The following is a 25,643-nucleotide window of genomic DNA, read 5'->3' as shown; positions in this document are numbered from 1 at the left end:
TTATGCGCGGGGCAGCGGGGGGAAGGCAAGGAGGAGACGACGAAAGACTTTTTTCTGTCGCACCCACGGCTTTAGAGGCTGCTGAGAACCCTCTTCATCAGATCATCGCGGTGCGGAACAGCCGCAACGATGCCCAGCGACCCGTCGGGTTGGCGCCGCGCCATCATCAGGACGAATTCGTCGCCATCCGCCAGCTCCACGTCCAGCGACAGGCTGGCAAGCGGATCGCATGAGCGCAGCTCTCTGCGCGTCGCGGCGAGCCGGTCCTCCGTGGGCTGCGCCGTCTCTGCCCGGCGGGCAGCGCGTTCCGCCCGCACCACCCCTTTCAATCCGCCGTCGAAGCCGGCCAGGAATGCCAGCATCCCATCTTCCGGCACGTTCTGCCGCCTGGCATGGGACAGGACAGCGGCAAATTCCGTCAGGCGGGACTTGTCGTATTCTATGCCAAATACCAGCTTCAGCAGCGGCGTCATGGGGGCGCGTGCCTGCGCCGTCAGACCATTGTTTTGCAGCAATACCCGATAATGCCCGGGTGCCTGCTGCGCCGCCAGATGCACGTTCCACGCGGCGGATAGGGCTGCGTAGAGCGCAATCCGGCTGCGGTCGTTGGCACCTTGCAGCACGTCTGCAGCGCCGCGTGCATCAGTCAATCTATCCGCCAGCCCCGCAGGCGTGCCGAGCGGCGAGGTGGGCGCAGCCATTGCCGGGAAACGGGTTGCCAGACCGCTGATCTGCCCCAAACCGGCTTCGCGCGCCAGAACCTGACCCAGATCCGCCTCGGCAAGTTCTTTCCAGTTGATCACGCCGTACATGTAATCAATCACTCTGCCGTCACTGCTAAGCGGCATTAATATGCCGCGATAAAGCGTCTCATGACCGCGACGAGAGGTAAATTCCGCCTCGAACCCTACAGGCGCCCGGTTGGCGATGATTTCAAGATAATGATCCGTCAGGCGCGACAGCAAAGATCGCCGGGGAACCGAATTCACGTCCAGCGGGGCTTCGCGATACGGCTCATCGTCCAGCGTGCATTCCGCCTGCAGCCGCGCGCCGATAAAACGCAAGATCGGCTTCAGCCGCCCCTCGCGGAAATCCATCAGGAAGCTGTGCGGGCCGAAATCCTCGTCGCGCAAAACGTCCAGATCGGCGGGCGCGGGGAACTTCCGGCCGTTCAGCAGGCCAACCCATTGCTGATAGGCGCGCACATGCATGCGGCGCTCGTCCTGTCCCGCAAAGAGCGGCGGCGCTTCGAACCGGGGTTCGTCATCGCTTTCATACCCGGCGCTGAAATCGCCGCCGCCACCATCTTTCATCGCAAGTCGGCCAATCCGTGAACAGGTAGGGACCGATATGGCGCCGGCCGCTTTAAAGGGGGTTAACGCGCGGGCATGATTTGCCTAGCTTGTCAGCGCCCTTCCGCGCTGTTATTGCGCGCCCTCTCGGGCAGGCGGTCGAAACCGTCCCCGCCCGCGCGCCGCTTTAGCTCAGTTGGTAGAGCACATCATTCGTAATGATGGGGTCAGGTGTTCGAGTCACCTAAGCGGCACCATTTTTTCAAGCGCTTGTTTCTTCGGGCTGTCCTGCATGGGCCGCTTCCGTACCGGATTGCGGCGAACCCTCATGCATCGCCTGCCATCTTCATCAGGACCAGGCCACTGACGATCAGCACGGCGGCGATGACACGCATGATGCTGATGCTTTCGCCAAGAACGGTGACGCCAACAACGAAGGCACCCACGGCGCCAATCCCCGTCCACACGGTATAAGCGGTTCCCAGCGGAAGAACGCGCATCGACCAGGAAAGCAGCGCAAAGCTGATCACCATGCCGCCGATCGTGATGACACTGGGCCAGAATCGCGAGAAACCCAGCGACTGTTTCATCGAAAACGCCCAAAGGATTTCGAACAATCCGGCGATAATCAATACGGCCCAAGCCACGACAGCCTCCTTTACAAAGCCGCCGGGCCGTCCCGGTCTTGATCCCCGTTGCGGGGCGGGAACGTGGTCCCGCGCTTTTGGGAATAAGTGCGCGGGGCGGCGGTTTCAATGGCTGAGGGGGCGGGCGCCGTGGCCAGGTGGCGCCCATTACCCCTTACGCGAAGCCCCTTCCGGTAACTCACGCCGCGCCGCCGCATGGCTTTCAATTCTCCGCAACAGCTCTTTCAGATCATCGGTGTCGATGTCGAAGGCCTCGTGCATATCCGCCAGCCCTGCCTGGAAATCTTCTTCGCGAAAGCCGTCCGTCATGGCCAGTGGCATCTCGTCGGCGGGCACGTGATTCCCCCGATGTGGAAAGGAGTGACGGGAAAATTTGTGAAATACCCACGCGGCCGCGACCATCAGCAGGGAATTGAGCGCCACGGGTAATACCGCAAAGGACAATCCAGCGTCCGCGATTGCCGGCTCGCCGACGACCACGAGCAATGCCGTTGCGCCGCCGGGTGGATGCAGGCAGCGCAGCAGCGACATGACCAGGATTGCCAGGCCGACCGCACTTCCGGCGGCGAGAGCCGGATCTGCGATCATCTGTGCGCAGCCCATACCTACCAGCGACGAAATCACATTGCCGCCAAGGACAGGCCAGGGCTGGGCCAGCGGACTGGAAGGCACGGCGAACAACAGGACCGCAGACGCGCCCATGGGGGCAATCAGGAGGGAGAGGCCCGGCACCGAGGCCACGAATTGGTAAGAGATGGCGCCTGTAAGGAAAATGCCCAGAAACGCGCCCACCGTTGCCGATCCGCGGTCACGCCACGTCGCGCCCGGGAGGATCAGGCTAAAAAGCTTCGAAAACATTCAATGCCCACCAACAAACGGAAACGGCGCTTCAACGTGGCTGAGGACCGTTGGGCAAGAAATCTTAGATTTAACGGCCTATAGCTCCCGATGACGTGGTGCCCTCGCCCATACTGCGGGCGGCACATTTCCCCCGGTGGTCACGGGAGATCGAGCTACGAAAGGCGATCTCGCATCCTTTCTTTTAGCGCGCGCAACGCCATGAAACTTCTTTGGGGTTTGGCGTATTGTATCAGGGGTCGAGCGGGCTTGCTTCCCGCAAGGTTGCACCTAGGGAAGTGGCCATGACGGCATTACCATATTGCGGCCCGGCCCCCTCTCCGGATGCGATATTTGGCGCGTGGAATCTGGACCCGCTTCTGCTCCTTGCGCTGGCAGGCTGTGCCTGGCTGTTGCGCGATGGTTCTGTCAGGGCAAAGGCGGGCCTGGCGGTTCTGGTGCTCGCCTATGTCTCGCCGCTTTGCGCGCTCAGTGCCGGGCTGTTCTCCGCGCGGGCCGTGCATCATCTGGTCATCGTCTTTGCGGCAGCGCCGCTCCTCGCCGGCATTTTTACAGGCCGGGTATCTTTGCCTGCGGCATTCCTGTTTCACGTCATCGCCTTTTGGGCATGGCATGTGCCGGGCGTCTATGAATGGGCTTTATCCAGCGATGCGGCCTATTGGGTCGGGCAAGCGGCACTGCTGGGGTCATCGCTGCTGCTATGGAACGCCCTTTCCCGCCCGGACGCTTCTGCCCCGGCGGCCTTCCTGATCCTGATTGCGATGGTAATGCAAATGGGTCTGTTGGGCGCCCTGATCACTTTCGCGCCCGTGCCGATATATGGCCCGCACCTGTTTACGACGCAGCAATATGGTCTGTCGCCGCTCGACGATCAGCAACTGGCGGGCCTGATCATGTGGGTAGGCAGCCTGCCGCTGACGGTCCTGGCCGGGTGGGCTGTGCTGCGACGGCTGCTCCACCGCCTCGAACAAGAGGCTGTTGCCTGAACGATGCTGTGGCTGAAATTCCTGCACATCAGCGGTATCGCGATATGGGTCTCCGGCCTTCTTTACCTGGCGGCCATGCTCCTGAACCATCACAAGGTGCGGGACAGCCAGGATTTTGCGCGTGTGCGGATGGGCAGCCGGTTTGCATATATGGGGATCGTCTCACCGGCCGCCTTTTTGGCGGTGGGTGCGGGCGGCGCGCTTTTGTTCGTAGCGGACGCACTGCATCCGTGGATGTTCGTGAAACTGATGGCCGTGGGCGTACTGGTCATAGCCCATATTCAATATGGCTACGCGCTGATGCACCTGGCGGAAGAAGAGGCAGAGGGACCGACGCTGAGGATCATGATCGTTGCGGGCACCATTTTTTTGTCCACCGCTGCTATATTATGGCTTGTTCTGGCAAAGCCATATATTTCAAGCAAAATATTCCCGCAATGGCTCAACGAGCCGGGCTTTCTGCAACGTCAGGAAAGTCCGCTTCCGGCTCCTCCTCCCCCGCCTCGTCTTCCTCTATCATGACGCCGATCTGATGTTCGAAGACCAGCTTGCCACCCTGCCAGCCGGCAAGGCCCACGAAGATGAGGCCCCCTGTGGAAAGGAGCAGCCCCCACGGGAGGATCGCTGCCTGCGCATCCATAAGGCGGAAACCCCAATTGGCGCCGATCGTGGCGAGCAGCATCATCGCGGCGACCGCATGGGTCCAGCTTTCCGGGCGCCGCCTGACACCCGGCCCGGCCAGCAGCTCCGCCGTGCCGGCAATGCCTGCGAACACGCCCATCACGAAGCCCCAGCCGCTGGTCCACAGCGCTACCCTGGCGAAAAACGGGTCGCCGATCATCCACCACATGATGTCCGCGCCCAGCGTGGCGACCACCAGCGCAATGGGGAACGTTACCATCATCGCATGCACGGGGTGCCCGGCCAGCGCGATGCGCGAACCGACGCCAAGATCCCGGGCTTCGTCCAGTTTGGTCACGGCACCCCAACGTCCGTAACCACGAGGAGTTGCCACCGTGCGGCGGCCACCATTCTGACAGCGGGCAGCGTCTGTCTGGCCGGCTGTACGGGGGAATTTTCCACGCTGCAGCCTGCGGGGCCCGCAGCGCAGCATGTCGCGACCCTGTGGTGGGGAATGCTGGCCGGTGCAGCGGTCATCCTGACGGGGGTGCTTGGCACCGCCATCTACGCCCTGAAGCGCGAGCGGGCATTGCGCAACATATCCAGTCGCCGCCTGCTGATCGGCGGAGGTCTGATTTTTCCGACCGTCACGCTGCTTATCCTGATGGCCTTTGCCTTTCTGGCCGGGGACACGCTGCTGGCGCGGGCCGACGGGAGCGACGACGTTATCCGCGTGCGCGCCCAGCAATGGGGATGGACAATCGATTATCCCGGCGGGGAGCGGACCGAGAACGTCCTCCACGTACCCGCAGGCGAAGACTTCACCGTGGCGATCACCAGCGAGGACGTCATCCACAGTTTCTGGGTGCCGCGCCTGGGCGGCAAGATGGATGCGATCCCCGGAAAGGAGAACCGCCTGCGCCTGCAGGCCGATCTGCCCGGCACCTATCGCGGCACATGCGCGGAATATTGCGGCATCGGCCATGCGCAGATGCAATTCGAGGTGCGCGCGCATCCTGCCGCCGACTATGCGGCCGCGCTGCGGGGCGCCTCCCTTCGCCCGGCAGAGGACAGGCCGGTGCTGAACCCCCGGCGCGCGCCTGCGGCAAACATCATCGAGCGCTGGACGGACTATCTGCTGGATTGGCTGGGGGCGAAATGAGCGAGACGCATCACGGCGAGGCCCTGCACCTGCATCACGAGTTGCAGCCGCTCTATTCCCCGCCCCGGACACGCTCCGGTTTTCTGGCGGCGACCAATCACACGATTGTCGGCATTCGCTTCATGGTGACCGCGCTCGGCTTTTTCCTGGTGGGCGGCGTTCTGGCCATGCTGATCCGCGCGCAGCTGTCGGGGCCTAACACGCAATTCCTGGACGCGGCGCAATATTCGCAGGTGTTCACGATGCACGGCACCGTGATGATGTTCCTGTTCGCCATCCCGCTGATCGAGGGGTTCGCCCTCTACATGCTGCCCAAGATGCTGGGCGCGCGCGACTTGGCATTTCCCCGGCTCAGCGCCTTTGGTTATTGGTGTTACCTGTTCGGCGGGTTGATCCTGCTCGCCGCCCTGCTCTTGGGTGTGGCGCCCGACAGCGGCTGGTTCATGTACACGCCGTTGTCGTCCAAGCCCTATTCGCCCGGAATAAACTCCGACATCTGGCTGCTGGGCGTTACCGTGGTCGAGGTCTCTGCCGTCTGCGCCGCCGTCGAAATCATGGTAACGGTGCTGAAGGTGCGGACGGGCGGAATGGCCCTGTCGAAAATGCCGCTGCTGGTCTGGTATCTCTGGATCACGGCGGCGATGATGCTGGTGGGATTTCCGCCGCTGATCCTTGGTTCGATCATGCTGGAGATCGAACGCGCCTTTGGCCTGCCGTTCTTCGATCCCACGAAGGGCGGCGATCCGCTGCTGTGGCAGCACCTGTTTTGGCTGTTCGGTCATCCGGAAGTCTACATCATCTTCCTGCCCGCCGCAGGTGTCGTCTCGACGATCCTGCCCGTGTTCGCCGGCCGGCCCATCGTCGGATATAAATGGATCGTGGCGGCTCTGATCGCGCAGGCGTTCATCAGCTTCGGCCTGTGGGTGCATCACATGTTCACCACGGGCATTCCGCATCTCAGCCTGGCATTCTTCTCGGCGGCAAGCCTGCTGGTCGTCATCCCCACGGCAATTCAGGTATTTTCCTGGCTGGCCACGCTTCTGAAGGGGCGTCCGACGGTCACCCTGCCCATGTTGTGGATATACGGCTTTCTCTTCGTTTTCGTTGCAGGCGGGCTGACCGGCGTCATGGTGGCGGTGGTGCCCTTTGATGGCCAGGTGCACGACACGCATTTCGTCGTGGCGCATCTGCATTACGTTCTGGTGGGTGGCTTCGTTTTTCCCGTCATGGCCGGGATTTATTACTGGATGCCCCAGATCAGCGGCCGGCGGTCGGATCAGGGCCTGGGAAAACTCGCCTTCTGGCTGGTCTTCATCGGGTTCAATCTGACGTTCTTCATCATGCACCTAACTGGCCTGCTGGGAATGCCCCGGCGGGTTTATACCTATGCTGAGGGTCTGGGCTGGACGATGCCAAATCTCGTCTCGTCCGTGGGCGGGTTCATTTTGACGATCGGCTTCGCGCTGGTCCTGATCGACCTGCTGGTGCAATGGCGATTTGCGCCGCACACGCCCAGCAATCCATGGAAGTCTGGCACCTTGGAATGGGCCATGCCGACGCCCGCCCCCGCCTATAATTTCGCCAGCCTGCCCCATGTCACGTCGCGGGATCCCATTCATCTGAATGACGATCTGGGCGCGTGGCTGGCCCATGGCGGGGGTTATCTGCCCGGCAGGCGCGACGGTTTGCGCGAAACGCTGGGCGTCGATGGCGTGACCGGCGCACCGGAACAGGTCATTCTGCTGCCCGGCCCGACCTATGTGCCGCTACTGACCGCGCTTGCCGTCGTTGGCACCGCGCTCTGCTTTCTGTTCAGCGTCTATTGGGGCGCGGTGCTGATGGCCTGCGTCATCCTGGGCTGTGCGCTCTTCTGGCTGTGGAACACGGGATTGCGGCAGGATCCCGAATTGATCGAGGTGGGACTGAACAAGCGCCTGTTCCCCCATGCTGCCACTGAGCAGGCACCGGCCTGGTGGGGAATGATCTTCACGCTTGTGTTCGACGCCACCCTGTTTGCATCCTTGTTGTTCGGCTATCTTTTCCTTTGGACCATTGCGCCCAACTGGCCGCCGCCGACGTGGATCGACACGAATATACCGCTGGCCCTTGTTACGATGGCCGCACTCGTGATGGGGGCGATCGCCTGCCGACGGGCGGTCGCCACCAACAAGGCGGGCAGCACGCTCGGCACGCATTGGCTGGCGATCGCAGCAGCAGCTGGTATCGCCGCGGCGGGCGGTTTCATCGCCGTGCCCGCCCATCTGGCGCCGCCAGCGTCGCACCATGCCTATTCTGCCTCCGTCCTGATGCTGTCGGCCTATGGCGCATTCCATGCCGGTCTCGGAACGGTCGGCGCCTTGTTCGTGCTCGCCCGTAACCGGGCCGGTTTCATATCGCCGATACGCAGCCTGGACGTGCGCAACCTCTCTCTTTTCTGGACCTATTCCGCCATCAGCGGCGTCGTTGCGGCGGCGGCCATCCACCTGATGCCGCTGGCAGGCGTATCGTGAAAGGAACGGCGACGAACAGCGAGGCGGCCGCCCTCGCCGCCGGTTTTGCCCTTTGGTCGCTGGCGTTCATTGCCCTCTACGGCGCGCATGGCCTGCTTTGCTCCCCCAGTGTCTGGTCACCCAGCGACGGGGGAAAGCGCGCCTTTCTGGTCGGCATATGGCTGGCCCTGATGCTGGCGCAGGGTGTCCTGATCTATTGGTTCATGCTGCGCCTTCGCGCTGCCACGGCGGCGCTGCGTTTTATACGGCTGACCTCCCTTACGCTCGCAATTGCGGCCTTGGGCGCGACCGCATGGATCGGATTGCCGGTCGTCACCCTGCGTTTATGTTGACCAATCAGGAGGGTTATGCGCCCTCCAGTATCGGCACACGCTCCCGCACCGCCAGGAAGCGGATCTTCGGCCATTCCTTCTGAACCCGCTCCAATTCCCAGTTGCTGCGCGCCAGAAACACCAGCGCATCGTCGCCATCCTCTGCCAGATTGGGGCGCTGGGCGCCGATGAATTCCTTCTGCGCGGCTTCGTCGGGGGCCTCGATCCAGCGCGCGGTCTCATATTCCGTCGATTCGAAGCGAATGGAGAGGCCATATTCCGCTTCGCAGCGGGTTGAGATCACCTCGAACTGCAGCGCGCCCACCACCCCCACGACCCAATTGGACCCGACCAGTGGCCGGAACACCCGCGCCAGCCCTTCCTCCGCCAGATCCAGCAACGCTTTTCGCATCTGCTTGATCTTCATGGGGTCATCCAGGCGCACCCGGCGCAGGATTTCCGGCGCGAAGTCGGGCAGGCCGGTAAAGGCGATTCCCCCGCGTTCTGTCAGCGTGTCGCCGACGCGCAACGTACCGTGGTTCGGCAGGCCGATAATGTCCCCGGGCCGCGCCTCCTCCGTCAGTTCGCGGTCGCGCGCCAGAAAGGAGATGGGATTATGCAGGCCCAGTTTCTTGCCGGTCCGGCTATTGCCCAGCTTCATGCCGCGCTTCAGCGTTCCAGAACATATGCGCAGGAATGCGACGCGGTCGCGATGATTGGGGTCCATGTTCGCCTGTATCTTGAACACGAAGCCGGAAACCTGATCGGTGTCCGGGTCAACGGGTTCCGGGGTCGCCGGCTGCGTTCGCGGCGGCGGCGAATGGTGCAACAACGCCGCCAGCAGCGACGCGATGCCATATTGGCGCAGCGCGCTGCCGAAATAGACGGGCGTCAGGTCGCCCTGCAGAAATTCCGCCTGCGAGAAGGACGGATAGGCTTCTGTGGCCAGCTTCGCGTCGGCCAGCAGAGATTCCTGCGCAGGCCCCGTCGCCGTGCTTGTCAGCGCGCTGGTCAGGCGCGGATCGTCCAGGCCGGTGACGTCGATCCCCTGTGTATCCAGGGCGCCGCCGGTTTTGTCGGCCAGCCAGACGCGCTTTTCCTCGAACGAATATAATCCCTGAAACAGGCCGCCCATGCCGATCGGCCACGCCATGGGCGCGGTATCGAGGGCGAGCTTGTCGGCAATTTCATCCAGCAGCTCGAACGGCGAAAGCCCTTCGCGGTCGATCTTGTTGATAAAGGTGATGATCGGGATGTTTCGCAGGCGGCACACCTCGAACAGCTTCAGTGTGCGCGATTCGATGCCCTTTGCCGCGTCGATCACCATTACCGCGCAATCGACGGCGGTCAGGGTGCGATAGGTGTCCTCAGAGAAGTCCTCGTGCCCGGGCGTGTCGAGCAGGTTGAAACGGACCCCCTCATGCTCGAACGTCATGACCGAACTGGTGACGGAAATACCGCGCTGCTGTTCCACCGCCATCCAGTCGGAACGGGCGCGACGGCGACGGTTCCCCTTGTCGAAGACCTCGCCCGCTTCCCTGATGGCACCGCCCTCGTGCAGCAGCTTTTCCGTCAGCGTGGTCTTGCCGGCATCGGGGTGAGAGATGATCGCAAATGTGCGGCGGGGCAGGGGCGTTCCGCCACCGGCAAGGGACTGCGTGCCGCCGGCGGTCGCCGAAACGGATAAGGGGTCGGATGGCATTCTAGTTTCCTGCATGGCGGCGCGCTGGCATGCCACACTGACGAGGCCGCATGAATTGTCTGACCATTGGAAAAGGCCCTATGCGCCCCGTGCGCAGTCTATGCAGGTGGTCACTGCAGGATTGTGATCAAGTCGGCGGGGCGCGATCTCTGCTCCGCATTTCAGGCAATAGCCATATTCATCATTGTCGAGGCGGCGCAGCGCAGTGGTGATCGCGGAAAGCTGCTGTTCGATGAGAATGCGCCTATGGTCCTTGTCTGCTGCCATGCCTACCGCACCAGAAGGACCGGTACATGCACCGAGCGGATCAGGCTTGTCGTCGTGCTGCCGATAATGAGGGCGCGCAGCGGCGAATGGCCATAGGCGCCCATCATCAGCATGGTGCCGGGCCGGTCGGCAACGACGGCGGAAATGACCTCCTCCGCCTTGCCGCGACGAAGGGTTGTGTCGACTGGGCGACCGCCCTGCAGCGTTTCCGCAGCGGCGGCCAGTTCCTTGCGATGCCGGTCATCCTCGCTTTCCGCCATGACGATATGAACCGGCAGGCCAGTGAAAAGTGGTGAATTGGCCAGCCGCTCCAGCGCGCGCTTGGCCCCCGCCGATGCATCATAAGCCAGCACGACGCGCTCCGGCACATGCGCCTCCCTCGAGGCAATGAGGATGGGCTTGTTGCTGGTGCGGACCACCCGTTCGATCTTGGATCCTATATGATCGGCGGCGAATTCATGGCTGGCGCCGCGCTTGCCGATAACGACGATGCGCGCCTCTTCCTCGCGCTCGACGATGGTTTCGACGATGCCGCCATGCCGGTGCAGGGTCGCGACCTTCTCCACGCCGGTCCCGCGCAGACGATCCTCGCATGATTTCAGAAGGACGCGGCCGCGTTCAACCTGCAGCCGCGCGTCGCTCTCCTCCAGCCGCACGAGTTCTTCCATCAGGTCCGACTTGACGCCAAGGCCGATGGCGCCCGACAGATCATGCCGCGCCGCCACCGGATCCTTGCGCTGCACGACATGCAGCAGTTCTACCGGCAATTGCATCCGCGACGCCGCCCAGGCGGCCAGGTCGCAGACACTGTTCGCGTAGCTGGACGCATCGACGCAGGCCAGAACTTGTTCCATGGATCCTCTCCCTCAATGTCCGCCAGGCTGCAGGTCCGCGCCCGGTTTGTCATGTAATGCGAAACGCTCGACCATCGATGCGCTGGCATCGTTCAGGCCGAGGATTTCCACATCGGTACCTTCTCGCCGGAATTTCAGCACAGCCTTGTCCAGCGTTCCGATGGCGGAAATATCCCAGAAATGCGCGTCGCGGACATCGATGATCACCCGGTCGAGAACCTCCTTGAAGTCGAACGCACCGACAAAGGTGTCGGAGGAGGCAAAGAACACCTGCCCCGTGACCCGGTAGGTGCGCGTCTTTCCGTCCGACGACAGATCGGACGCGACCGTGAAGATGCGCTTCACCTTGCTGGCAAAGAACAGGCCCGACAGAATGACGCCTGCCAACACGCCGCGCGCCAGATCGTGCGTCCAGACCACGACCACGACGGTGACCAGCATCACGACCGACGATTGCCATGGATGATGGCGTATGTCGCGAATGGACCGCCACGAAAATGTGCCGATCGATACCATGATCATGACGGCGACGAGCGCGGCCATCGGAATTTCGGCGACCAGCCCGCCCAGAACCAGGATCAGGAACAACAGGAATGTGCCGGCCGTCATGGTGGACAGCCGGGTCAGACCGCCCGATTTTACGTTGATGACCGATTGTCCGATCATGGCGCAGCCGCCCATGCCGCCAAAAAACCCGGTGACGAAGTTCGCGATGCCCTGGCCCTTCATTTCCCGCTGCTTGTCCGACGGGGTGTCAGTCAGATCGTCGACGATCTGCGCCGTCATCATCGATTCCAGCAAACCGACCGCCGCCATGGTCAGGGAATAGGGAAGGACGATCTGCACCGTCTCAAGCGTCAGAGGAACATCGGGTATCAAGAAGGCGGGCAGCGAATCCGGCAGCTCACCCATATCGCCGACGGTGCGGACGTCGAAGCCGACATAATATACGATGATGGTCAGGATGATGATGGCAATCAACGGCGACGGGACCGCCTTCGTCAGGCGCGGCAGCAGATAGATGATCGCAAGCCCCGCTGCGACCAGAACATAGGTCAGGGGCGGGACGCCGGTCAGTTCCGGAAGCTGCGCCATGAAAATCAGAATGGCGAGCGCGTTGACGAAGCCGGTGATGACGGAGCGGGAAACATATTGCATCAACAGATGCATGCGCAGGAAACCCGCGATCATCTGAATGATGCCCATCAGGATTGTGGCGATGAACAGATATTCGACGCCATAGTCCCGGACCAGCGGCACCACCAGAACGGCAATTGCCGCCGTGGCCGCCGAAATCATGCCGGGTCGGCCTCCCACCAGGGCGATGATGACCGCTATCGAAAAGGACGCATAAAGGCCAATGCGCGGATCGACGCCCGCAATGATGGAAAAACCGATCGCCTCTGGAATGAGCGCAAGGGCAACCACGATCCCGGCCAATATGTCGGCGCGGGGATTCGAAAGCCATTCCTGCTTTAGCGAAGCCAGATTGAACATCATTTTCAACCTTGCCCATTAGTGGGCAGGATATCACCGGGGCGATTTCCGACCGGAGTGTGGGCGGCGCGTTCCACCTCTACCAACATCGTCAACATAATCTTGAATTTCCACAATTTCCGTAGCTCACCCTTCCGCGTGGCGAGCCACGACAGGGGAATCAGCATGGAATTTAACGATTTCCAGAAGCAGCCAAGGCTATGCGAGAGCACATCTACATCGGTACTGGAAAGAGCTTGAGGTTATCCCGGGGATAGGCGCCGGGCCGAGCCACCCGGATCAAAGTCCAGGTCCGACGGATGCGCAGTCGCATAAGCAGGGCTGGCGAAATGGCAAGCCATAAATCCCGAAACTCCGCGACGCGCATGGTTAGTGCGGCACGCGCCGGGCAAGGGGTTTCGCGGCGATCGCCAGAAGGATGCTGGCGGCGATGCACCAGCCGCTCATCCAGAGGAGCTGTCCGGGCAGTTCGACGCCCAGATCAATCAGATAGCCGGTCAGGCCGGGGCCGAGTGCGGTTGCAAAGACCATCGCCGACACGATGATCGCGCGAATGCCCCCCAGATTCGCCACGCCATAGACCTCTGGCCAGAGGGCGCCGAACAAGGTGGATGTGAAGCCATAGCTGATCCCCAGCAGGAACATGAAGATATAGATGCCCCAGACGGGGGTGAGCAGCCCTGCCGCGGCACTGGCCAGCACCAGCGGCCAGAGAAAGAAAGGCAGGATGCGCACCGCACCGAAGCGATCGATCAGGCCGCCGCAGATCAGCGAAAAGACAATGGTCGTTACCGCCATGATCGGAAAGGCGGCGGCAAAGGCCAGCGGGTCATAGCCCCGCAATTCGATGAAATAATCCTGGTGAAAGAAGACGGTGGTCCCGATGAACGGCGGCGCCAGCACGCCCACCAGCAGCGCATAGAACCACGGATCGCGCATCACCTCTGCGCGCGTCCAGTCGCGTGCGGTGCGTTCCCTTTCCATGCCCGTCATGTTCTCCGCCGGAATACGCTCGCGGGCGAACAGGAAAGAAACGGCGGGAAGGGCGACAAGAATGAGGAGGGCCGCCGCCACGACCCAGGTGAGCTGCCAGCCCGCCGCGGCGGAGATGAGCACGAAGCTGGCGGGAAGCAGAGCCTCCCCCGCCTGATGACCGGGGACTACCAGCGATGTCGCCCTGCCACGCCCCGCCGCGAACCAGCGTCCGATTTCCGTCAGGGCGGTATGGGTCATCATGCCCTGCCCGAAAAGCCGCAGAAGATAGAGGGCGAGCAGCGCAAGCAGAAAGCTGGGCGCATAAGCGATCAGGATACATGCCGCCGCAAGACACGGAATGACGAACAGAATCACCCGCCGCCCCGGCATCAGATCGAGTGTGCGGCCGAGAAAAGGAAGCGTCGCGGCGCTGGCCAGCGTGGCGGTCATGTACATCAACCCGAACTCGCCATCCGTCAGGGAAAATTTCGCGCGCAGCTCCTCCCCGGACAGACCGATGAAAAAGGTCTGGCCAAAGGAGGAGAAGAAGGTGAGCAGAAAGCCGCCGAACAGCCAGCGCGCGTTCTTACGAATGAAGTCCATCATGCGTCGGCTTTGCCCCAATGGGAGGGGGATGAGAAGAACCGGACAGCAGGGGAACCGGACAAACCGCACACTCAGCGCGCATGCGCGCGCGAGGGGGCGGGTGCGAGGCCAGGAGCGCTTGGAAAGCGGTGGGGGCACGACCTGGTAGCGGCGATGAGAAGGATCCGGCGGAAAAAGAATCCCATCTGAAATCCTATTTTTCAAAGAAAATTAGCGGTTTCCCGGTCGATTTTTCCTGCAGCGTGTTCGCCGGGACACAAATCTGTCCGGTTCGTGTCCACTTCGCATAATAGGAATGTGTCCGGTTGCGCGCGGATTTATTCGATGCCCAGATCGAGCTGTTCGCGCGCGGTCCGGGTTTTCGGTACGCCGGAAAGACCGGAAAGGGTGAGCCCCAATAGCCGCACACCCTTTGGCACGGGCAATTGCGCGTACAGCAAATCGCGGCCCACGCGGGCGAAGGTGTCGCGATCCCCGACCGGGGTGGCGAAACTTTGCGCGCGCGTGATCTGATGAAAGTCCTGGAACTTCATTTTCAGGGTGATCGTGCGGCCGGCCGCCTGCTGTGCGGCGATGCGTTCCCAGACGGCATCGACGACGCGGTCGAGAGCGGCGGTGAGGTCTTCCTCCTCCGACAGATCCTCCGAAAAGGTGCGCTCGGCACCGATCGATTTGCGCGTGCGGCTGGCGCGTACCGGGCGGTCATCGAGGCCGCGCGCGGCACGGTAATAATATTCCGCCGAGCTACGGAAATGCGTTCTGAGAAACTCCATGCTCTGCGCAGCAAGGTCCGCGCCCGTTTCGATCCCCAGCCGCTGCATCCTTGCCTGCGTCACCGGGCCGACGCCGTGGAAACGCTTTACCGGCAAAGACTGGACGAAGGCGGCGCCCTGCTGTGGACGGATGACGCATAGGCCGTCCGGCTTGTTCTGGTCGCTTGCCAGCTTTGCGAGGAATTTATTGTAGGAGACTCCCGCCGAGGCGGTCAGGCCGGTGACCTGATGAATGCGGGCGCGGATTTCCCTGGCGATTTCGGTGGCGGGGCGGCCGAGGGCGGTGACATCCAGATAGGCCTCGTCGAGCGATAGCGGCTCCACCAGCTGCGTGTAGGAGCGGAAAATATCCCGTACCTGGCCCGAAACCTCCCGATAAACCTCGAACCGTGCCTTTACGAAAACAAGATCGGGGCAGAGGCGGGCGGCCGTGACAGATGGCATGGCGGAACGCACGCCAAAGGGGCGCGCCTCGTAACTGGCCGCCGCCACGACGCCGCGCGCCTTTGATCCGCCGACCGCGACAGGCTTTCCTCGCAACGCCGGATTGTCGCGCTGTTCGACGCTGGCGAAGAAGGCATCCATGTCGACATGGATGATCTTGCGAATGAGGGGGCTCTCTTCGCTGTCGGGGGATTCGACCGGCATGGACGCGCTTATAGCCGGAACAAAGCGGGTCCGTCAGCTTTGGTGCGCGGCACCCATGCGACGGATCGCCTCGACCTTGTCATAGAGCGGCTGCCAGTCGTCATTTTCGGCGATGGGCGTCCACAATGATTCCATTTCCTCTATCAGCATGGAACAGGGCGCGGCATCGTTCCAATAGGGGTGGTCGAGCGCGCCGGGACGGGCGCGGTACATGGAGACCGCCGCCTCGAACGCCGCAAAGGCGGGTTCCCGATAGGCCGGGTGATCGTGCCGTCGCGTGCCGCCACGCCAGTCGAAAAAAGCGCGGTCGGGTTCGATGTCGCTGGCCGCCAGCGCCGCCTCCCATGCCCGCACGAGCGCCGCATCATCCGGACCTGAGGAAAGCCCCAGCCGGTCGAGAATGCCATCGATCAACGCCGCGTCGTAGCGTTCGGGATAATCCTGTAGCGCCGGGATCAGGCTGTCCGCCCCCGCCACCGTGCGCAATGCCAGAGCCAGCTGGTGGACATTCCATTGCAGCGCCTCTGCCTGGCGGCCAAAGGAATAGAGCCCGAACTGATCGAAATAGGCGGCGGTGAATTCGCCATCCCAGCGGGGCGCGAACCGCCATGGCCCATAATCGAAGCTTTCGCCCGTTATGTTGATATTGTCGGTGTTGAGAACGCCGTGGACGAACCCCGCCACGCGGTAACTGGCCGCCAGACGCGCCGCGCCCGATACGGCATGATCCATCAGGTCGGCATATCGATCGGCGGCGTCTTTCCCGCCGTCCGGAACGAATTGCTGCAGGCAATAGTCGATCAACTGTTCGATGGCGGCGCCGTCGCCTTCATAAGCGAGCCGCTGGAACGTGCCGTAGCGAATATGGCCATCGCTGAGCCGCACCATGACCGCCGAGCGGGTCGGGCTGGGCTCGTCGCCGCGCATCAGCGGCTCGCCTGTTTCGATCAGGCTGAGCGTACGGCTGGTATCGACGCCGAGGGCATCCAGCATTTCGGTGGCGAGGATTTCGCGGACGCCGCCCTTCAATGTCAGACGGCCATCGCCCGTCCGGCTGTACGGCGTGCGGCCGGACCCCTTTGTGCCGAGGTCCATCAGCCGGCCGCGATCATCGCGCATCTGGGCGAACAGGAAACCGCGGCCGTCGCCTATGTCGGGATTATAGGTGCGGAATTGATGACCGTGATAGGCCAGCGCGAGCGGCTGCTGCAGATTGCCGGCAAGCGGTCGAAAGCGCCCGAAATGATCGGCCCATTCCGCATCGGTCAGCGTCGCGAGGCCCACCGTTTCCGCCGCCCGGTCATTGCGGAAGCGCAGCCGCGTTTCAGGAAAGTCCGCCGCCTCGACAGGCGCAAAGAATCGCTCGCCCAGCGCCAGGATCGCCGGATCGGCGCGATACTCCGTCAAGCCGGTGCCACGCCCGCACGTGCCGCCACTGGCGTTTCCCGCACCGAGGGGCATTCGACGCCGCAAGCCGCGCAGACGAAGCGCACCGCCTCTTCCTCTACCTCCTGCCGCATTTCGGGGCTCATGTCGGGGCGGAACGCCAGGTCCAGCGCATCGCCGACGACGCCGCAGGTCAATGCCGCGGCGATGGGCGCGTTCAGGTGTGACAGGCCGCGTTCCTGCTTCATCGCCTCATATTGGCGTTCCATCCAGTCGACGACGACCTGGCGTGCGGCGCGATAGAACGGCTCCGCATCGGGATTGCTGGACATCCCCGCCTTCGTTCCGTCGGTGCTGTTCGCCTGCACCAGGTCTTCCCACGTCTTGTGGGTTTCGCAATATTGAAAACAACGCCTTATGGTGATGCCGGGATGAATATCCTGCAGCCGGTCGTCGCACTGCATGGCAAGGCACATGCGTTCGCCATAGCAGCGGCCAAGCTCCTCCTGCAGGGCGCGTTTCGACCCGAAATGATAGAAAATCGACCCTTCCGAAACGTCCGCAGCGCGGGCGATGTCGGCCGTTCCCGTCTTTGCGAAACCATTGCGCGAAAACAGTTCGTTCGCCGCCTCAAGCACGCGCTGTCGCGTTTCCGCCGGATCATAGCGGCGGACGCGAGTTTCAGGCGTGGAATGGTCAGCGCGGGTGGCCATGACTGATTGATGTCTCCCAGAAAACTATATTCAGGATATGGGCGGAAATGAGCAGGAGTCAAATTCAGGCGCAGAGGCGGCGTCAGCCCAGGCGCCCCTCCAGATGCTGCGCCAGATATTCGAGCGTCGCGACGCGGCGATAGAGGCCATTATCCTCTATGTTCGGGACGCGGAAATAGCGGCTCATGTGCGGGAAATGCAGGTCGAGGACGCGACCGAGATAGGCGGGCGTCAAAAGCCCGCCATGTTCGTCCCCGATAGGACCTAGACGGCGGCGCAGCGCATAGGAATGCTTGCGCATCCAGGGCGGCCGGATGCGCGTGCCGAATTCCGACAGGCGGTGCTGGTAGGTGGGCGCCGCATCGAAGGAATAGCCATAGGTCGACGGATAGGACGCAAGTTTCGGATCGATATGCGCCAGAAGCGCCGATTCGAATTTCCCCGCATTTTTCAGGGAGATGGGAAGCGTCAGCGCTGCCGCGACGATCTGGTGGTCGAAAAAGGGCATCAGATATCCGCCCTGACGGCCGACGAGGCTGATTTCCCGGCCAAAGAAGGACCGGCAGCGCATGCGCGGATAAAGCTGCTCGATCACCGGGCGCGGCAGCCGGCCGCCAGCATATTGTTCGCCCACCGCACGCAGGGCCTTTGCCTCCAGATTGCCGAGAAACCGGTCGGCATCGAAATCCGGCACGACATCGCTTTGCGTGTAACGCGCGAAAAAGGCGCCGACGACGTCGCGCGCCGTCATGCGGCGGTCGGCAAGATAGAAGAAATTGCGGAAAACCTCTCCACAGCCACCCGAAACGGCAAGCTGGCCATTGCGCTGACGCGCGTGGCGCGCCTCTGCATTGCCGCCATTGTCGAACAGGCCGCCATCGGTGACGAGGGCGTCGGTTTCGTGGAAATTGCGCTCTACGGTTTCCGCGAAATCATCGGGGGTGATGCGCGCATGCTTCGCCTTTTCGAAGATTTCGAGGTCGAACCCCTCGTCCTCGGCAATCTTTTTCGCGATCTGCACGTCGGGCAGGTGCGGCGCCCCGTAGACATAGACGTGCGGGCGAACGCCGGCATCACGCAGCAGCGACAGGGCCAGCCGCGAATCGAGCCCGCCGGACAGGGGACATTGTATCTTGTCGCCATAATATTCGGCGAAGGGCGCGATGAGGGCGCGCAACTGCGTCGCGGTTCGTTCGACACGATCCTGTAGCGGTTCCTGCGTCGCGGTTTCCGGCAAAGGCTTTTCGACCTCAATGGCCTTTACCGTCTGCCCCAGTTCCAGCTGGCGCCGGGGGCCGAGGCGCTGCAATTCCCGCAGGACAGTGTCATTGCCGGTGGGAAATACATTGAAGGCGAATTCGTAAACGCCCTGCGCCTGGAAGCTGACCCGGTCCAGGCTCTTCGCCGCCGCCAGAAAGCTGGTCGAGAACATGTCATGATCGGCGTCATGGAACAGCTGGAACGCGGCGAAATAGTCGGTCAGCAGATAGGCACGGCCATTTTTTCGCACAAAAAGAACGAACTGTCCGTGCAGGCGGGTCCAGTCCGTATAAGGAAACTGAAAATCCCGAAGCAGCGCCGACAGCGCCGGCCGCCCCAGTTTCCGATCATAGCTGAGCGTGCCGGCGACGGCGATGACGTCGTCCCCGTCCGCATGGAAACTGTCGGGACCGCCGTGAAAGGGGGCGGCATGGAAACCGGTAAAGCCCGCCCCGCCTATGGGCGTGGTCGTGCCGAACCCATGACGCGCAAATTGCGCGCGCGCGGCGTCCAGCCGTTCGCCGGCACGATCGTTGTCGCGGATCAGATAAAGAGCGCCCATTGCGCGCGCTTTAATGCGGCATCCCTTTATACGCTACTACTGCCCGCCTATAGGATGAGCGATGGCACCGCCCCGCATCCTGCACCTGCATTCCACATTTGACCTGGGCGGAAAGGAGGCGCGCGCGGTACGGCTGATGAACGCCTTCGGCGATGCATTTCAGCATGATATTGTTTCCGCCGTTCCCTCTGCGACGCGCGCACGCGACGCGGTTGATCCCGGTATCGACGCACGCCTGCTGACGGAATTTCCGCCACTGGCCGGGAAACCGACCCCGGCGCGGCTGAAGCGGCTGGCGAAAGCGATTGACGAGGGCGGCTATGCGCTGGCGCTGAGTTATAATTTCGGTGCGATGGATGCGGTGCTGGCACGGCGGCTGTTCGGCAGGACGCCGCTGATCCATCACGAGGACGGCTTCAACGAGGATGAGCGGGTTCGCCAGAAGCCCTTGCGTGTTCTCTACCGGCGGGCGGCGCTGCCCTGCGTGGAGCGGCTGGTGGTGCCGTCGCAATTGCTGGAGGGGCTGGCGCTGGGGCAGTGGCGACAGCCGCGATCCCGCGTCATGCGGATCCCGAACGGCATCGACACCACACGGTTCGAGAAAGCGCCCGCCGCCGATGCGATTCCCGGCCTCGACAAGCGGGACGGGGAAATCATCGTCGGGACGCTGGCGGGGCTGCGACCGGTCAAGAACCTGCCGCGCCTGGTGGAGGCGTTTGCGATGGCGACACAGATGGCCCAAATTCCCGCGCGCCTGGTGATCGTGGGCGATGGGCCGGAACGGCAAAGGATCGAAGAGACGGCGGTGCGGGCGGGCGTCGCGGATCGCCTGGTCATGCCGGGTTTTCTGGCCGATCCATCGCGATATGTCGGCCTGTTCGACATTTTTGCCCTGTCGTCGGACAGCGAGCAGTTTCCAATCAGCCTGGTCGAGGCGATGGCGGCGGGACTGCCCGCGGCGTCGACGCGGGTCGGCGACATAGAGGGGATCGTTGCCGCCGAGAACCGGCCCCTGCTGGCGCGCACGGCGGATGCTGAGGCGCTGGGCCGGGGACTGGCGCGCCTGATGGGGGATGCGCAGCTGCGCGCGACCGTCGGCGCGGCGAACCGGACAAAAGTACGCTCCGAATATGATGAGGCGGGCATGATCGCCAGCTATCGCGCGCTTTACGAGGGCGCGATGCGCGGGCAGTAACGTTGTTTATGTGGCGCCCAATATGAAACCGCAGCTTTCGAGAGCCGCCGCCCCGGCGGGCGAGTAGAGAGAGACATGTCGGCATCCACGGGGGATTATCTGATCGGCCGGGGCCGCTGGCTGTTTCGGCAGTTCGGCAAGCGCATGTGGGTGCGTGCGACGATGTTCAGCGTGGCGGCCGTGCTGACCGCGCTGCTGGCGGTGGTCGCCGGTCCCTATATGCCGGCATCCTGGGAATTGAAGCTGGCGTCCGGATCGGTCGGCAATATCCTCAACATCCTCGCCTCCTCCATGCTGGCGGTGACGACCTTTTCCCTGTCCATCATGGTGTCCGCCTATGGCAGCGCGACCAGCAATGTGACACCGCGCGCCACGCAATTGCTGATCACCGACAGCGTGGCCACAAATACGCTGTCCACCTTTATCGGCACCTTCCTGTTTTCAATCGTCGGCATCGTTGGGCTGGCCGCGAATATTTATGGCTCCAACGGGCGCGTCATCCTGTTTTTCGCGACATTGGCCGTCATCTTCATCGTCGTCGCCGCGCTGCTGCGCTGGATCGAGGAGCTGAACTATTTCGGTCGGGTGGCCGATACCACGACGCGCGTCGAAAAGCGGGCTATGGCCGCCGCCGAGAATTGGGGGCGCCGCCCCCGATTGGGCGCAAGGCCCGCCATCGACATTCCGGAGGATGCCGCGCCCATTTATGTCGAAAGGGCGGGATATGTGCAGCATATCGACATCAAGGATCTGCAGGAAATCTGCGACGATTGCGAAGTCGAGGTGCATATCGTGCAACTGCCGGGCCGGTTCGTGACGCGCAGCACACCGATCGCCTACACGGTGCCCGAATTGGGCGGCGAACGACGAGACCGGGTCATGGCCGCGTTCAGCATCGGGCATGATCGCAATTACGATCAGGATCCGCGCTTTGGCCTGGTCGTCCTGTCGGAAATTGCAAGTCGCGCATTAAGCCCGGCGGTGAACGATCCCGGCACCGCCATCAACGTGCTTGGGTCCGGCGTGCGCGTGTTCCTGGCCTATGCGGACGGCGCGGGAAACGCGGAGAGCGACCTGTTCGACAATGTTTATGCGCCCGATCTGGACATAGCCGCACTGTTCCGCGACTTTTTCAATGCAATCGCCCGCGATGCCGCCGCGACAATCGAAGTGCACACACGCATACAGCGCAATCTGGAGCTGATCGCATTGTCGCATGTCGGCCTGTTCGGCGCAGCGGCGCGGGCGGAAGCCGACGCCGCCGTTGCGCATGCGGAAACGCAGCCATTGACCGAGCGCGAAATGGAGATCCTGCGCCGCGTGTCGGCCTGGATGCCGCCCGAGAACGGCACCCAGTCGCTCAGCTAGACTGGCCGCCCGCCGCTGCGGCAGGGACGCCCTTGTCCGCGATCCAATCGTCGATCTTCCGCTCCAGCACCGGCAGCGGCAGCGCCCCCGTCATCAGCACCTGCGCATGGAATTCACGCGGATCGAACCGGTCGCCAAGCGCGGCCCGGGCGCGTGCCTTCAGCTCCTGAATCTTCAGGGCGCCGATCTTGTAGGCGACGGCCTGGCTGGGGATGGCGATATAGCGTTCCACCTCTGCCACCGCCTCCGTGCGAGTCATGCCGGAATTGGCGAGCATATATTCAATGCTCTGATCCCGGCTCCAATTCTTCGAATGGAGGCCGGTATCGACGACCAGCCGCATGGCGCGCAGCATTTCATCGTTCAGATGGCCGAAGCGCTGATAGGGATCGGTAAAGAGGCCAAGCTCATCACCCAGCGTTTCGGCGTAGAGCGCCCACCCCTCGACAAAGGCGGTGTTGCCGCCAAAGCGCATGAAACTGGGCAGTTCCGTCTGTTCCTGCGCCAGGCTGATCTGGAAATGGTGGCCGGGCGACCCCTCGTGCAGATACAGCGTTTCCATGCCCGGCGTCAGCCGTTCATCGAGATTATAGGCGTTATAATAGAAGACGCCCGGCCGCGAACCATCCGGCGTGCCGCCATTATAGGAACCGCCGGCCGCGTTTTTCTCGCGGAACGGCTCGACCGCGCGGATTTCCAGCGGACTTTTCGGGATCGTCGAGAATTGTTCGCCGATGCGTTTGTCGACCTCGGCGCCGATCTCGTAATAGCGCTCACCCAGCCATTCGCGGCTTGCCGGCTTGAACTGGGGGTCCGTGCGGATGAATTCGAAGAAATCGGACAATGTCCCATCAAAGCCGACCTCTGTCTTTACCCGCTCCATTTCCTGCGTGATGCGGGCAACCTCGCTGAGGCCGAGATCGTGGATATAGTCGGCGGTCAGGGGCAGCGTCGTCGTCGACTGCAGCAGCTGATTATAGAGTTCCTCGCCGCCCTTCATCGTACCGAGGCCCACCTCTTCGCGGGCATTGGGCAGATATTCGCTGGCGAGGTAATCGCGCATACGGCGATAGGCGGGATAGATGTCATCCTCGATCGAGGAGAGATAGGCCGCGGCCAGCCGGTCCTTGTCCGCCTTTGGCAGGCTGGCCGGGAAGGCCAGAACCGGGGCATAATAAGGCGATGAACGCGGCGCCTGAGCCAATTGCGCTTCAAGCTGTTCTATCACATTGCGGATCGACAGCTTGGATTCATAGACGCCGGTCGCCTGCCCCTCCCGAAAGCGCGCCAGCGACCGGTCGAGCATGATGACGAAATCGCGATTGCGGCTGAGATTGTTCTCGTAATCCTCCACCGTCTTGAACGGGGCCGCGCCCTGGCCGCCGGCCAGCACCGGGTAGAATGTGTGGATGCCCTGAAACCCGCTAATCGGGCGAACGGCGGTCAGCGCCAATATCTCGTCCGACAGAGCGCGTAGCTCGTCCTCTTTATTATATTCGAAGACGTCATAGGCGATCTTGTCCGCCTCTGACAGCGCATCGCGCGGGATCTGCCGCAGCGCCGCCAGTTCGGCCTCTGCCGCCGCTCGCTCCCCCGCATAATATTCGTCGGTAATATAATCGCCCAGGCGGTCGGCATAGCGCATGTCGCCGCGAAACAGCGCCGTCATGGGATTGCGCCGCAGATCATCCTCGTCGCTGCGCTCGAACAAGGCGTAGAGGGCAGTATGCGCCGCCGTCTCCGTCATGGCCGGGGCCGGGGCCGGGGCGGCAGCATTGGCGGAGGGGGTTGCGACACCCTCTTGCCCTTCATTCATCGGCACCGTCGCGCAGCCGGCGAGGCCCGCCGCGGCAAGAGCAATCATGGACGGACGGAAGAGCATTGGATTTCCTTTGGTGGGTTTAGAGGGGTGCGGGCCTACTCGCCGATCGTGTGTTCGCGGCCGCGCGCCATGACATAACGGATACGATCCAGGGCGCGAATATCCTCCACCGGGTTCCCCTCCACGGCGATCAGATCGGCGGATTTTCCGGCTTCGAGGGTGCCGGTCTCATCGGCGATACCCAGGAGATCCGCCGCGCCTTTGGTGGCCGCGACCAGAACCGCGCGGGGCGGCATTCCGCCGCGTTCGACCATCATTGCCGCCTCCTCATTATTGCGGCCATGGGCATAGACGCCGGAATCGGTGCCGAATGCGATGGGGACGCCGGCGCGGTAGGCCGCGTTCAGCCCCTTGCCGACATATTCCATGGTCTGGCGAATCTTGTCCTCGACAACGGGAGTATAGATGCCGGTGCCCAGCTGCTCCTCTATTCCGCGATAGGCCATCAGCGTCGGCACGTACCAGGTGCCGTTCTCCTTCATGGCCTCGATACCGGCCTCGTCGACGAAGGTGCCATGTTCGATGGAGGTGATGCCGGCGCGGGCCGCCGCCTCTATACCGCGTGCGCCATGGGCATGAGCCGCGACCTTCAGGCCGAGCGAACCCGCCGTCGAGGCAATGGCGCGCATCTCCTCATCGGTGAAATGCGCTTCGAGGCCGCGACCCTGTTGCGACAGAACGCCGCCCGTGGCCGTGATCTTTATGACATCGGCGCCCGCGCGGCTGAATTGACGCACGCGTTCGGAACACTCCATAGCCCCCGTGCAGGTATTATGGCCGGTCATCGCCGTCAGTATCTCGGGCCGGGCCTTTGACATGTCGCCATGGCCGCCGATGATGGAGATGGCGGGACCGGATGCAAGAATGCGCGGCCCCTCGTGCAACCCCTCATCAATGGCGCGGCGGACGGCGAACATGGTCTGCGGTGCGCTGCCCAGATCGCGAACCGTCGTCATGCCTGCGTCCAGCGAGCGGCGCGCGTTCTTCAGTCCGACAGTGACGCCATATTCGTCCGTATCGATGAAGCCCTGCTCGTATTTGGTGTCATGATCCCCCTCCAGATGGACATGCGAATCGATCAGGCCGGGCATCACGGTCAGCGCCGACAGATCCACCAGCGTCGCCCCGGCGGGTGCCGGTTGCAGGCCATCGGCGATGGCGGCAATGCGCCCATCCGTGACCGTTATGGTGGAAGGGCCACGCGGCGCCTCCGCAGCGTCGGAGATCAGCGATCCAGCGTGGATGGTGTAGGTCTGTGCGAGTCCCGGCGTTGCCAGAACACACGCGGCCAAGGTGGCGGCAATGCGGAACATGATAGGCTCTCCCCCAGAATATATGCGCCGACGGAGGTACGGCCATGCCGCCCCGTCTGCAAGCGGAGGTTTGTGAGAGGCGGAGAAGGGCGCCCGAGAGAGCAATCCATAAATACCTGTTCGTTGCGTCGTTTATGCGTTATGCCAGAAAGCTGCTCGTGCCAGGTGGTGCGAGTCGGGCCTCGCGGTGCGAGGGGCTGTTACGTAGCAAAGTAGTGAATGAGGCTTCGAGGCGACCCGCAAAAGGCGGACGAA

22 protein-coding genes, 1 tRNA gene and 1 other annotated feature are annotated in these 25,643 nt (G+C 62.7%); of the genes, 8 read left to right on the top strand and 15 right to left on the bottom strand.

What is annotated here, in order from left to right:
* Nucleotides 1-71 precede the first annotated feature (71 nt).
* Nucleotides 72-1,313, bottom strand: a complete 1,242-nt coding sequence (locus ACSMXM_RS13155) for a PAS domain-containing protein (RefSeq protein ID WP_460316782.1) — start codon at nt 1,311-1,313, stop codon at nt 72-74.
* A 160-nt stretch (nt 1,314-1,473) separates the two neighbouring features.
* On the opposite strand from ACSMXM_RS13155, the gene ACSMXM_RS13150 reads away from it, so the two are divergent.
* Nucleotides 1,474-1,549, top strand: a tRNA-Thr gene (locus ACSMXM_RS13150).
* A 69-nt stretch (nt 1,550-1,618) separates the two neighbouring features.
* On the opposite strand, the gene ACSMXM_RS13145 is transcribed toward ACSMXM_RS13150, so the two are convergent.
* The gene (locus ACSMXM_RS13145) at nt 1,619-1,939 is read right to left on the bottom strand and encodes a DMT family transporter (RefSeq protein WP_460316781.1); all 321 of its coding nucleotides are present in this window, start codon (nt 1,937-1,939) and stop codon (nt 1,619-1,621) included.
* A 147-nt stretch (nt 1,940-2,086) separates the two neighbouring features.
* Entirely contained in the window at nt 2,087-2,797 is a 711-nt protein-coding gene (locus tag ACSMXM_RS13140; protein ID WP_460316779.1) for an HPP family protein, read from the bottom strand.
* A 284-nt stretch (nt 2,798-3,081) separates the two neighbouring features.
* On the opposite strand from ACSMXM_RS13140, the gene ACSMXM_RS13135 reads away from it, so the two are divergent.
* Together ACSMXM_RS13135 and ACSMXM_RS13130 are read left to right on the top strand one after the other, a co-directional pair.
* Nucleotides 3,082-3,783 (top strand): cytochrome c oxidase assembly protein, encoded by a 702-nt coding sequence (locus ACSMXM_RS13135; protein WP_460316778.1) that lies wholly within the window; start codon nt 3,082-3,084, stop codon nt 3,781-3,783.
* Between the two features lie 3 nt (nt 3,784-3,786).
* Nucleotides 3,787-4,305, top strand: coding sequence for a CopD family protein (locus ACSMXM_RS13130; RefSeq protein WP_460316776.1), 519 nt, complete (start codon nt 3,787-3,789; stop codon nt 4,303-4,305).
* Here ACSMXM_RS13130 and ACSMXM_RS13125 read toward each other — a convergent pair.
* Complete coding sequence (locus ACSMXM_RS13125) at nt 4,226-4,762, bottom strand: DUF2231 domain-containing protein (protein ID WP_460316774.1); 537 nt, start codon at nt 4,760-4,762, stop codon at nt 4,226-4,228. The two genes, ACSMXM_RS13130 and ACSMXM_RS13125, sit on opposite strands and share 80 nt — an antisense overlap.
* On the opposite strand from ACSMXM_RS13125, the gene coxB reads away from it, so the two are divergent.
* The 3 genes from coxB to ACSMXM_RS13110 are packed head-to-tail and all read left to right on the top strand — an operon-like array spanning nt 4,691 to nt 8,408.
* A complete protein-coding gene (coxB, locus tag ACSMXM_RS13120; protein WP_460316772.1) occupies nt 4,691-5,566 on the top strand; it encodes a cytochrome c oxidase subunit II in 876 nt (291 codons plus the stop codon). The genes ACSMXM_RS13125 and coxB overlap by 72 nt on opposite strands.
* On the top strand, nt 5,563-8,076 hold the full coding sequence (gene ctaD / locus ACSMXM_RS13115) for a cytochrome c oxidase subunit I (protein ID WP_460316771.1): 2,514 nt from the start codon (nt 5,563-5,565) through the stop codon (nt 8,074-8,076). Before coxB ends, ctaD begins: the two co-directional genes overlap by 4 nt.
* Nucleotides 8,073-8,408: a hypothetical protein gene (locus ACSMXM_RS13110; protein ID WP_460316770.1), complete on the top strand. Its 336-nt coding sequence runs from the start codon at nt 8,073-8,075 to the stop codon at nt 8,406-8,408. The genes ctaD and ACSMXM_RS13110 overlap by 4 nt, the downstream gene beginning before the upstream one ends.
* A 13-nt stretch (nt 8,409-8,421) precedes the next feature.
* Here ACSMXM_RS13110 and ACSMXM_RS13105 read toward each other — a convergent pair whose 3' ends face one another.
* The 9 genes from ACSMXM_RS13105 to ACSMXM_RS13065 all read right to left on the bottom strand — a co-directional run bounded on the left by ACSMXM_RS13105 (nt 8,422) and on the right by ACSMXM_RS13065 (nt 19,630).
* Complete coding sequence (locus ACSMXM_RS13105; protein ID WP_460316768.1) at nt 8,422-10,089, bottom strand: peptide chain release factor 3; 1,668 nt, start codon at nt 10,087-10,089, stop codon at nt 8,422-8,424.
* Between the two features lie 78 nt (nt 10,090-10,167).
* Entirely contained in the window at nt 10,168-10,356 is a 189-nt protein-coding gene (locus ACSMXM_RS13100) for a TraR/DksA family transcriptional regulator (RefSeq protein WP_460316766.1), read from the bottom strand.
* 2 nt (nt 10,357-10,358) lie between these two features.
* Nucleotides 10,359-11,210, bottom strand: a complete 852-nt coding sequence (locus ACSMXM_RS13095) for a universal stress protein (protein WP_460316765.1) — start codon at nt 11,208-11,210, stop codon at nt 10,359-10,361.
* A gap of 12 nt (nt 11,211-11,222) precedes the next feature.
* Nucleotides 11,223-12,707: a SulP family inorganic anion transporter gene (locus ACSMXM_RS13090; protein ID WP_460316764.1), complete on the bottom strand. Its 1,485-nt coding sequence runs from the start codon at nt 12,705-12,707 to the stop codon at nt 11,223-11,225.
* Nucleotides 12,708-12,947: 240 nt separating this feature from the next.
* Nucleotides 12,948-13,004: a sequence feature (sul1 is cis-regulatory element that is thought to sense ions involved in sulfur or methionine metabolism; They are found in Alphaproteobacteria), on the bottom strand.
* Between the two features lie 72 nt (nt 13,005-13,076).
* Entirely contained in the window at nt 13,077-14,285 is a 1,209-nt protein-coding gene (locus ACSMXM_RS13085; RefSeq protein ID WP_460316762.1) for an MFS transporter, read from the bottom strand.
* A 320-nt stretch (nt 14,286-14,605) separates the two neighbouring features.
* Nucleotides 14,606-15,709, bottom strand: a complete 1,104-nt coding sequence (gene dinB, locus ACSMXM_RS13080) for a DNA polymerase IV (protein WP_460316760.1) — start codon at nt 15,707-15,709, stop codon at nt 14,606-14,608.
* A gap of 33 nt (nt 15,710-15,742) precedes the next feature.
* Nucleotides 15,743-17,116 (bottom strand): protein adenylyltransferase SelO family protein, encoded by a 1,374-nt coding sequence (locus tag ACSMXM_RS13075; RefSeq protein WP_460316759.1) that lies wholly within the window; start codon nt 17,114-17,116, stop codon nt 15,743-15,745.
* Entirely contained in the window at nt 17,113-17,808 is a 696-nt protein-coding gene (locus ACSMXM_RS13070; protein WP_460316758.1) for a TetR/AcrR family transcriptional regulator, read from the bottom strand. The genes ACSMXM_RS13075 and ACSMXM_RS13070 overlap by 4 nt, the downstream gene beginning before the upstream one ends.
* An 82-nt stretch (nt 17,809-17,890) precedes the next feature.
* A complete protein-coding gene (locus tag ACSMXM_RS13065) occupies nt 17,891-19,630 on the bottom strand; it encodes an asparagine synthase (glutamine-hydrolyzing) (RefSeq protein ID WP_460316757.1) in 1,740 nt (579 codons plus the stop codon).
* Nucleotides 19,631-19,691: 61 nt separating this feature from the next.
* Between ACSMXM_RS13065 and ACSMXM_RS13060 the strand changes: the two genes are divergently transcribed.
* Together ACSMXM_RS13060 and ACSMXM_RS13055 are read left to right on the top strand one after the other, a co-directional pair.
* Entirely contained in the window at nt 19,692-20,825 is a 1,134-nt protein-coding gene (locus tag ACSMXM_RS13060; protein ID WP_460316756.1) for a glycosyltransferase family 4 protein, read from the top strand.
* A 75-nt stretch (nt 20,826-20,900) separates the two neighbouring features.
* Nucleotides 20,901-22,193, top strand: a complete 1,293-nt coding sequence (locus tag ACSMXM_RS13055; RefSeq protein WP_460316754.1) for a DUF2254 domain-containing protein — start codon at nt 20,901-20,903, stop codon at nt 22,191-22,193.
* Here ACSMXM_RS13055 and ACSMXM_RS13050 read toward each other — a convergent pair.
* Both ACSMXM_RS13050 and ACSMXM_RS13045 read right to left on the bottom strand, forming a co-directional pair.
* Nucleotides 22,186-24,075: a DUF885 domain-containing protein gene (locus ACSMXM_RS13050; RefSeq protein WP_460316753.1), complete on the bottom strand. Its 1,890-nt coding sequence runs from the start codon at nt 24,073-24,075 to the stop codon at nt 22,186-22,188. The genes ACSMXM_RS13055 and ACSMXM_RS13050 overlap by 8 nt on opposite strands.
* Before the next feature lie 35 nt (nt 24,076-24,110).
* Complete coding sequence (locus tag ACSMXM_RS13045; protein WP_460316751.1) at nt 24,111-25,388, bottom strand: metal-dependent hydrolase family protein; 1,278 nt, start codon at nt 25,386-25,388, stop codon at nt 24,111-24,113.
* Nucleotides 25,389-25,643 lie beyond the last annotated feature (255 nt).

The organism is Pacificimonas sp. ICDLI1SI03, assembly GCF_054740865.1.
The sequence above is the reverse complement of the archived record's forward strand: the minus strand, read 5'-3'. Positions and strand labels throughout refer to the sequence as shown.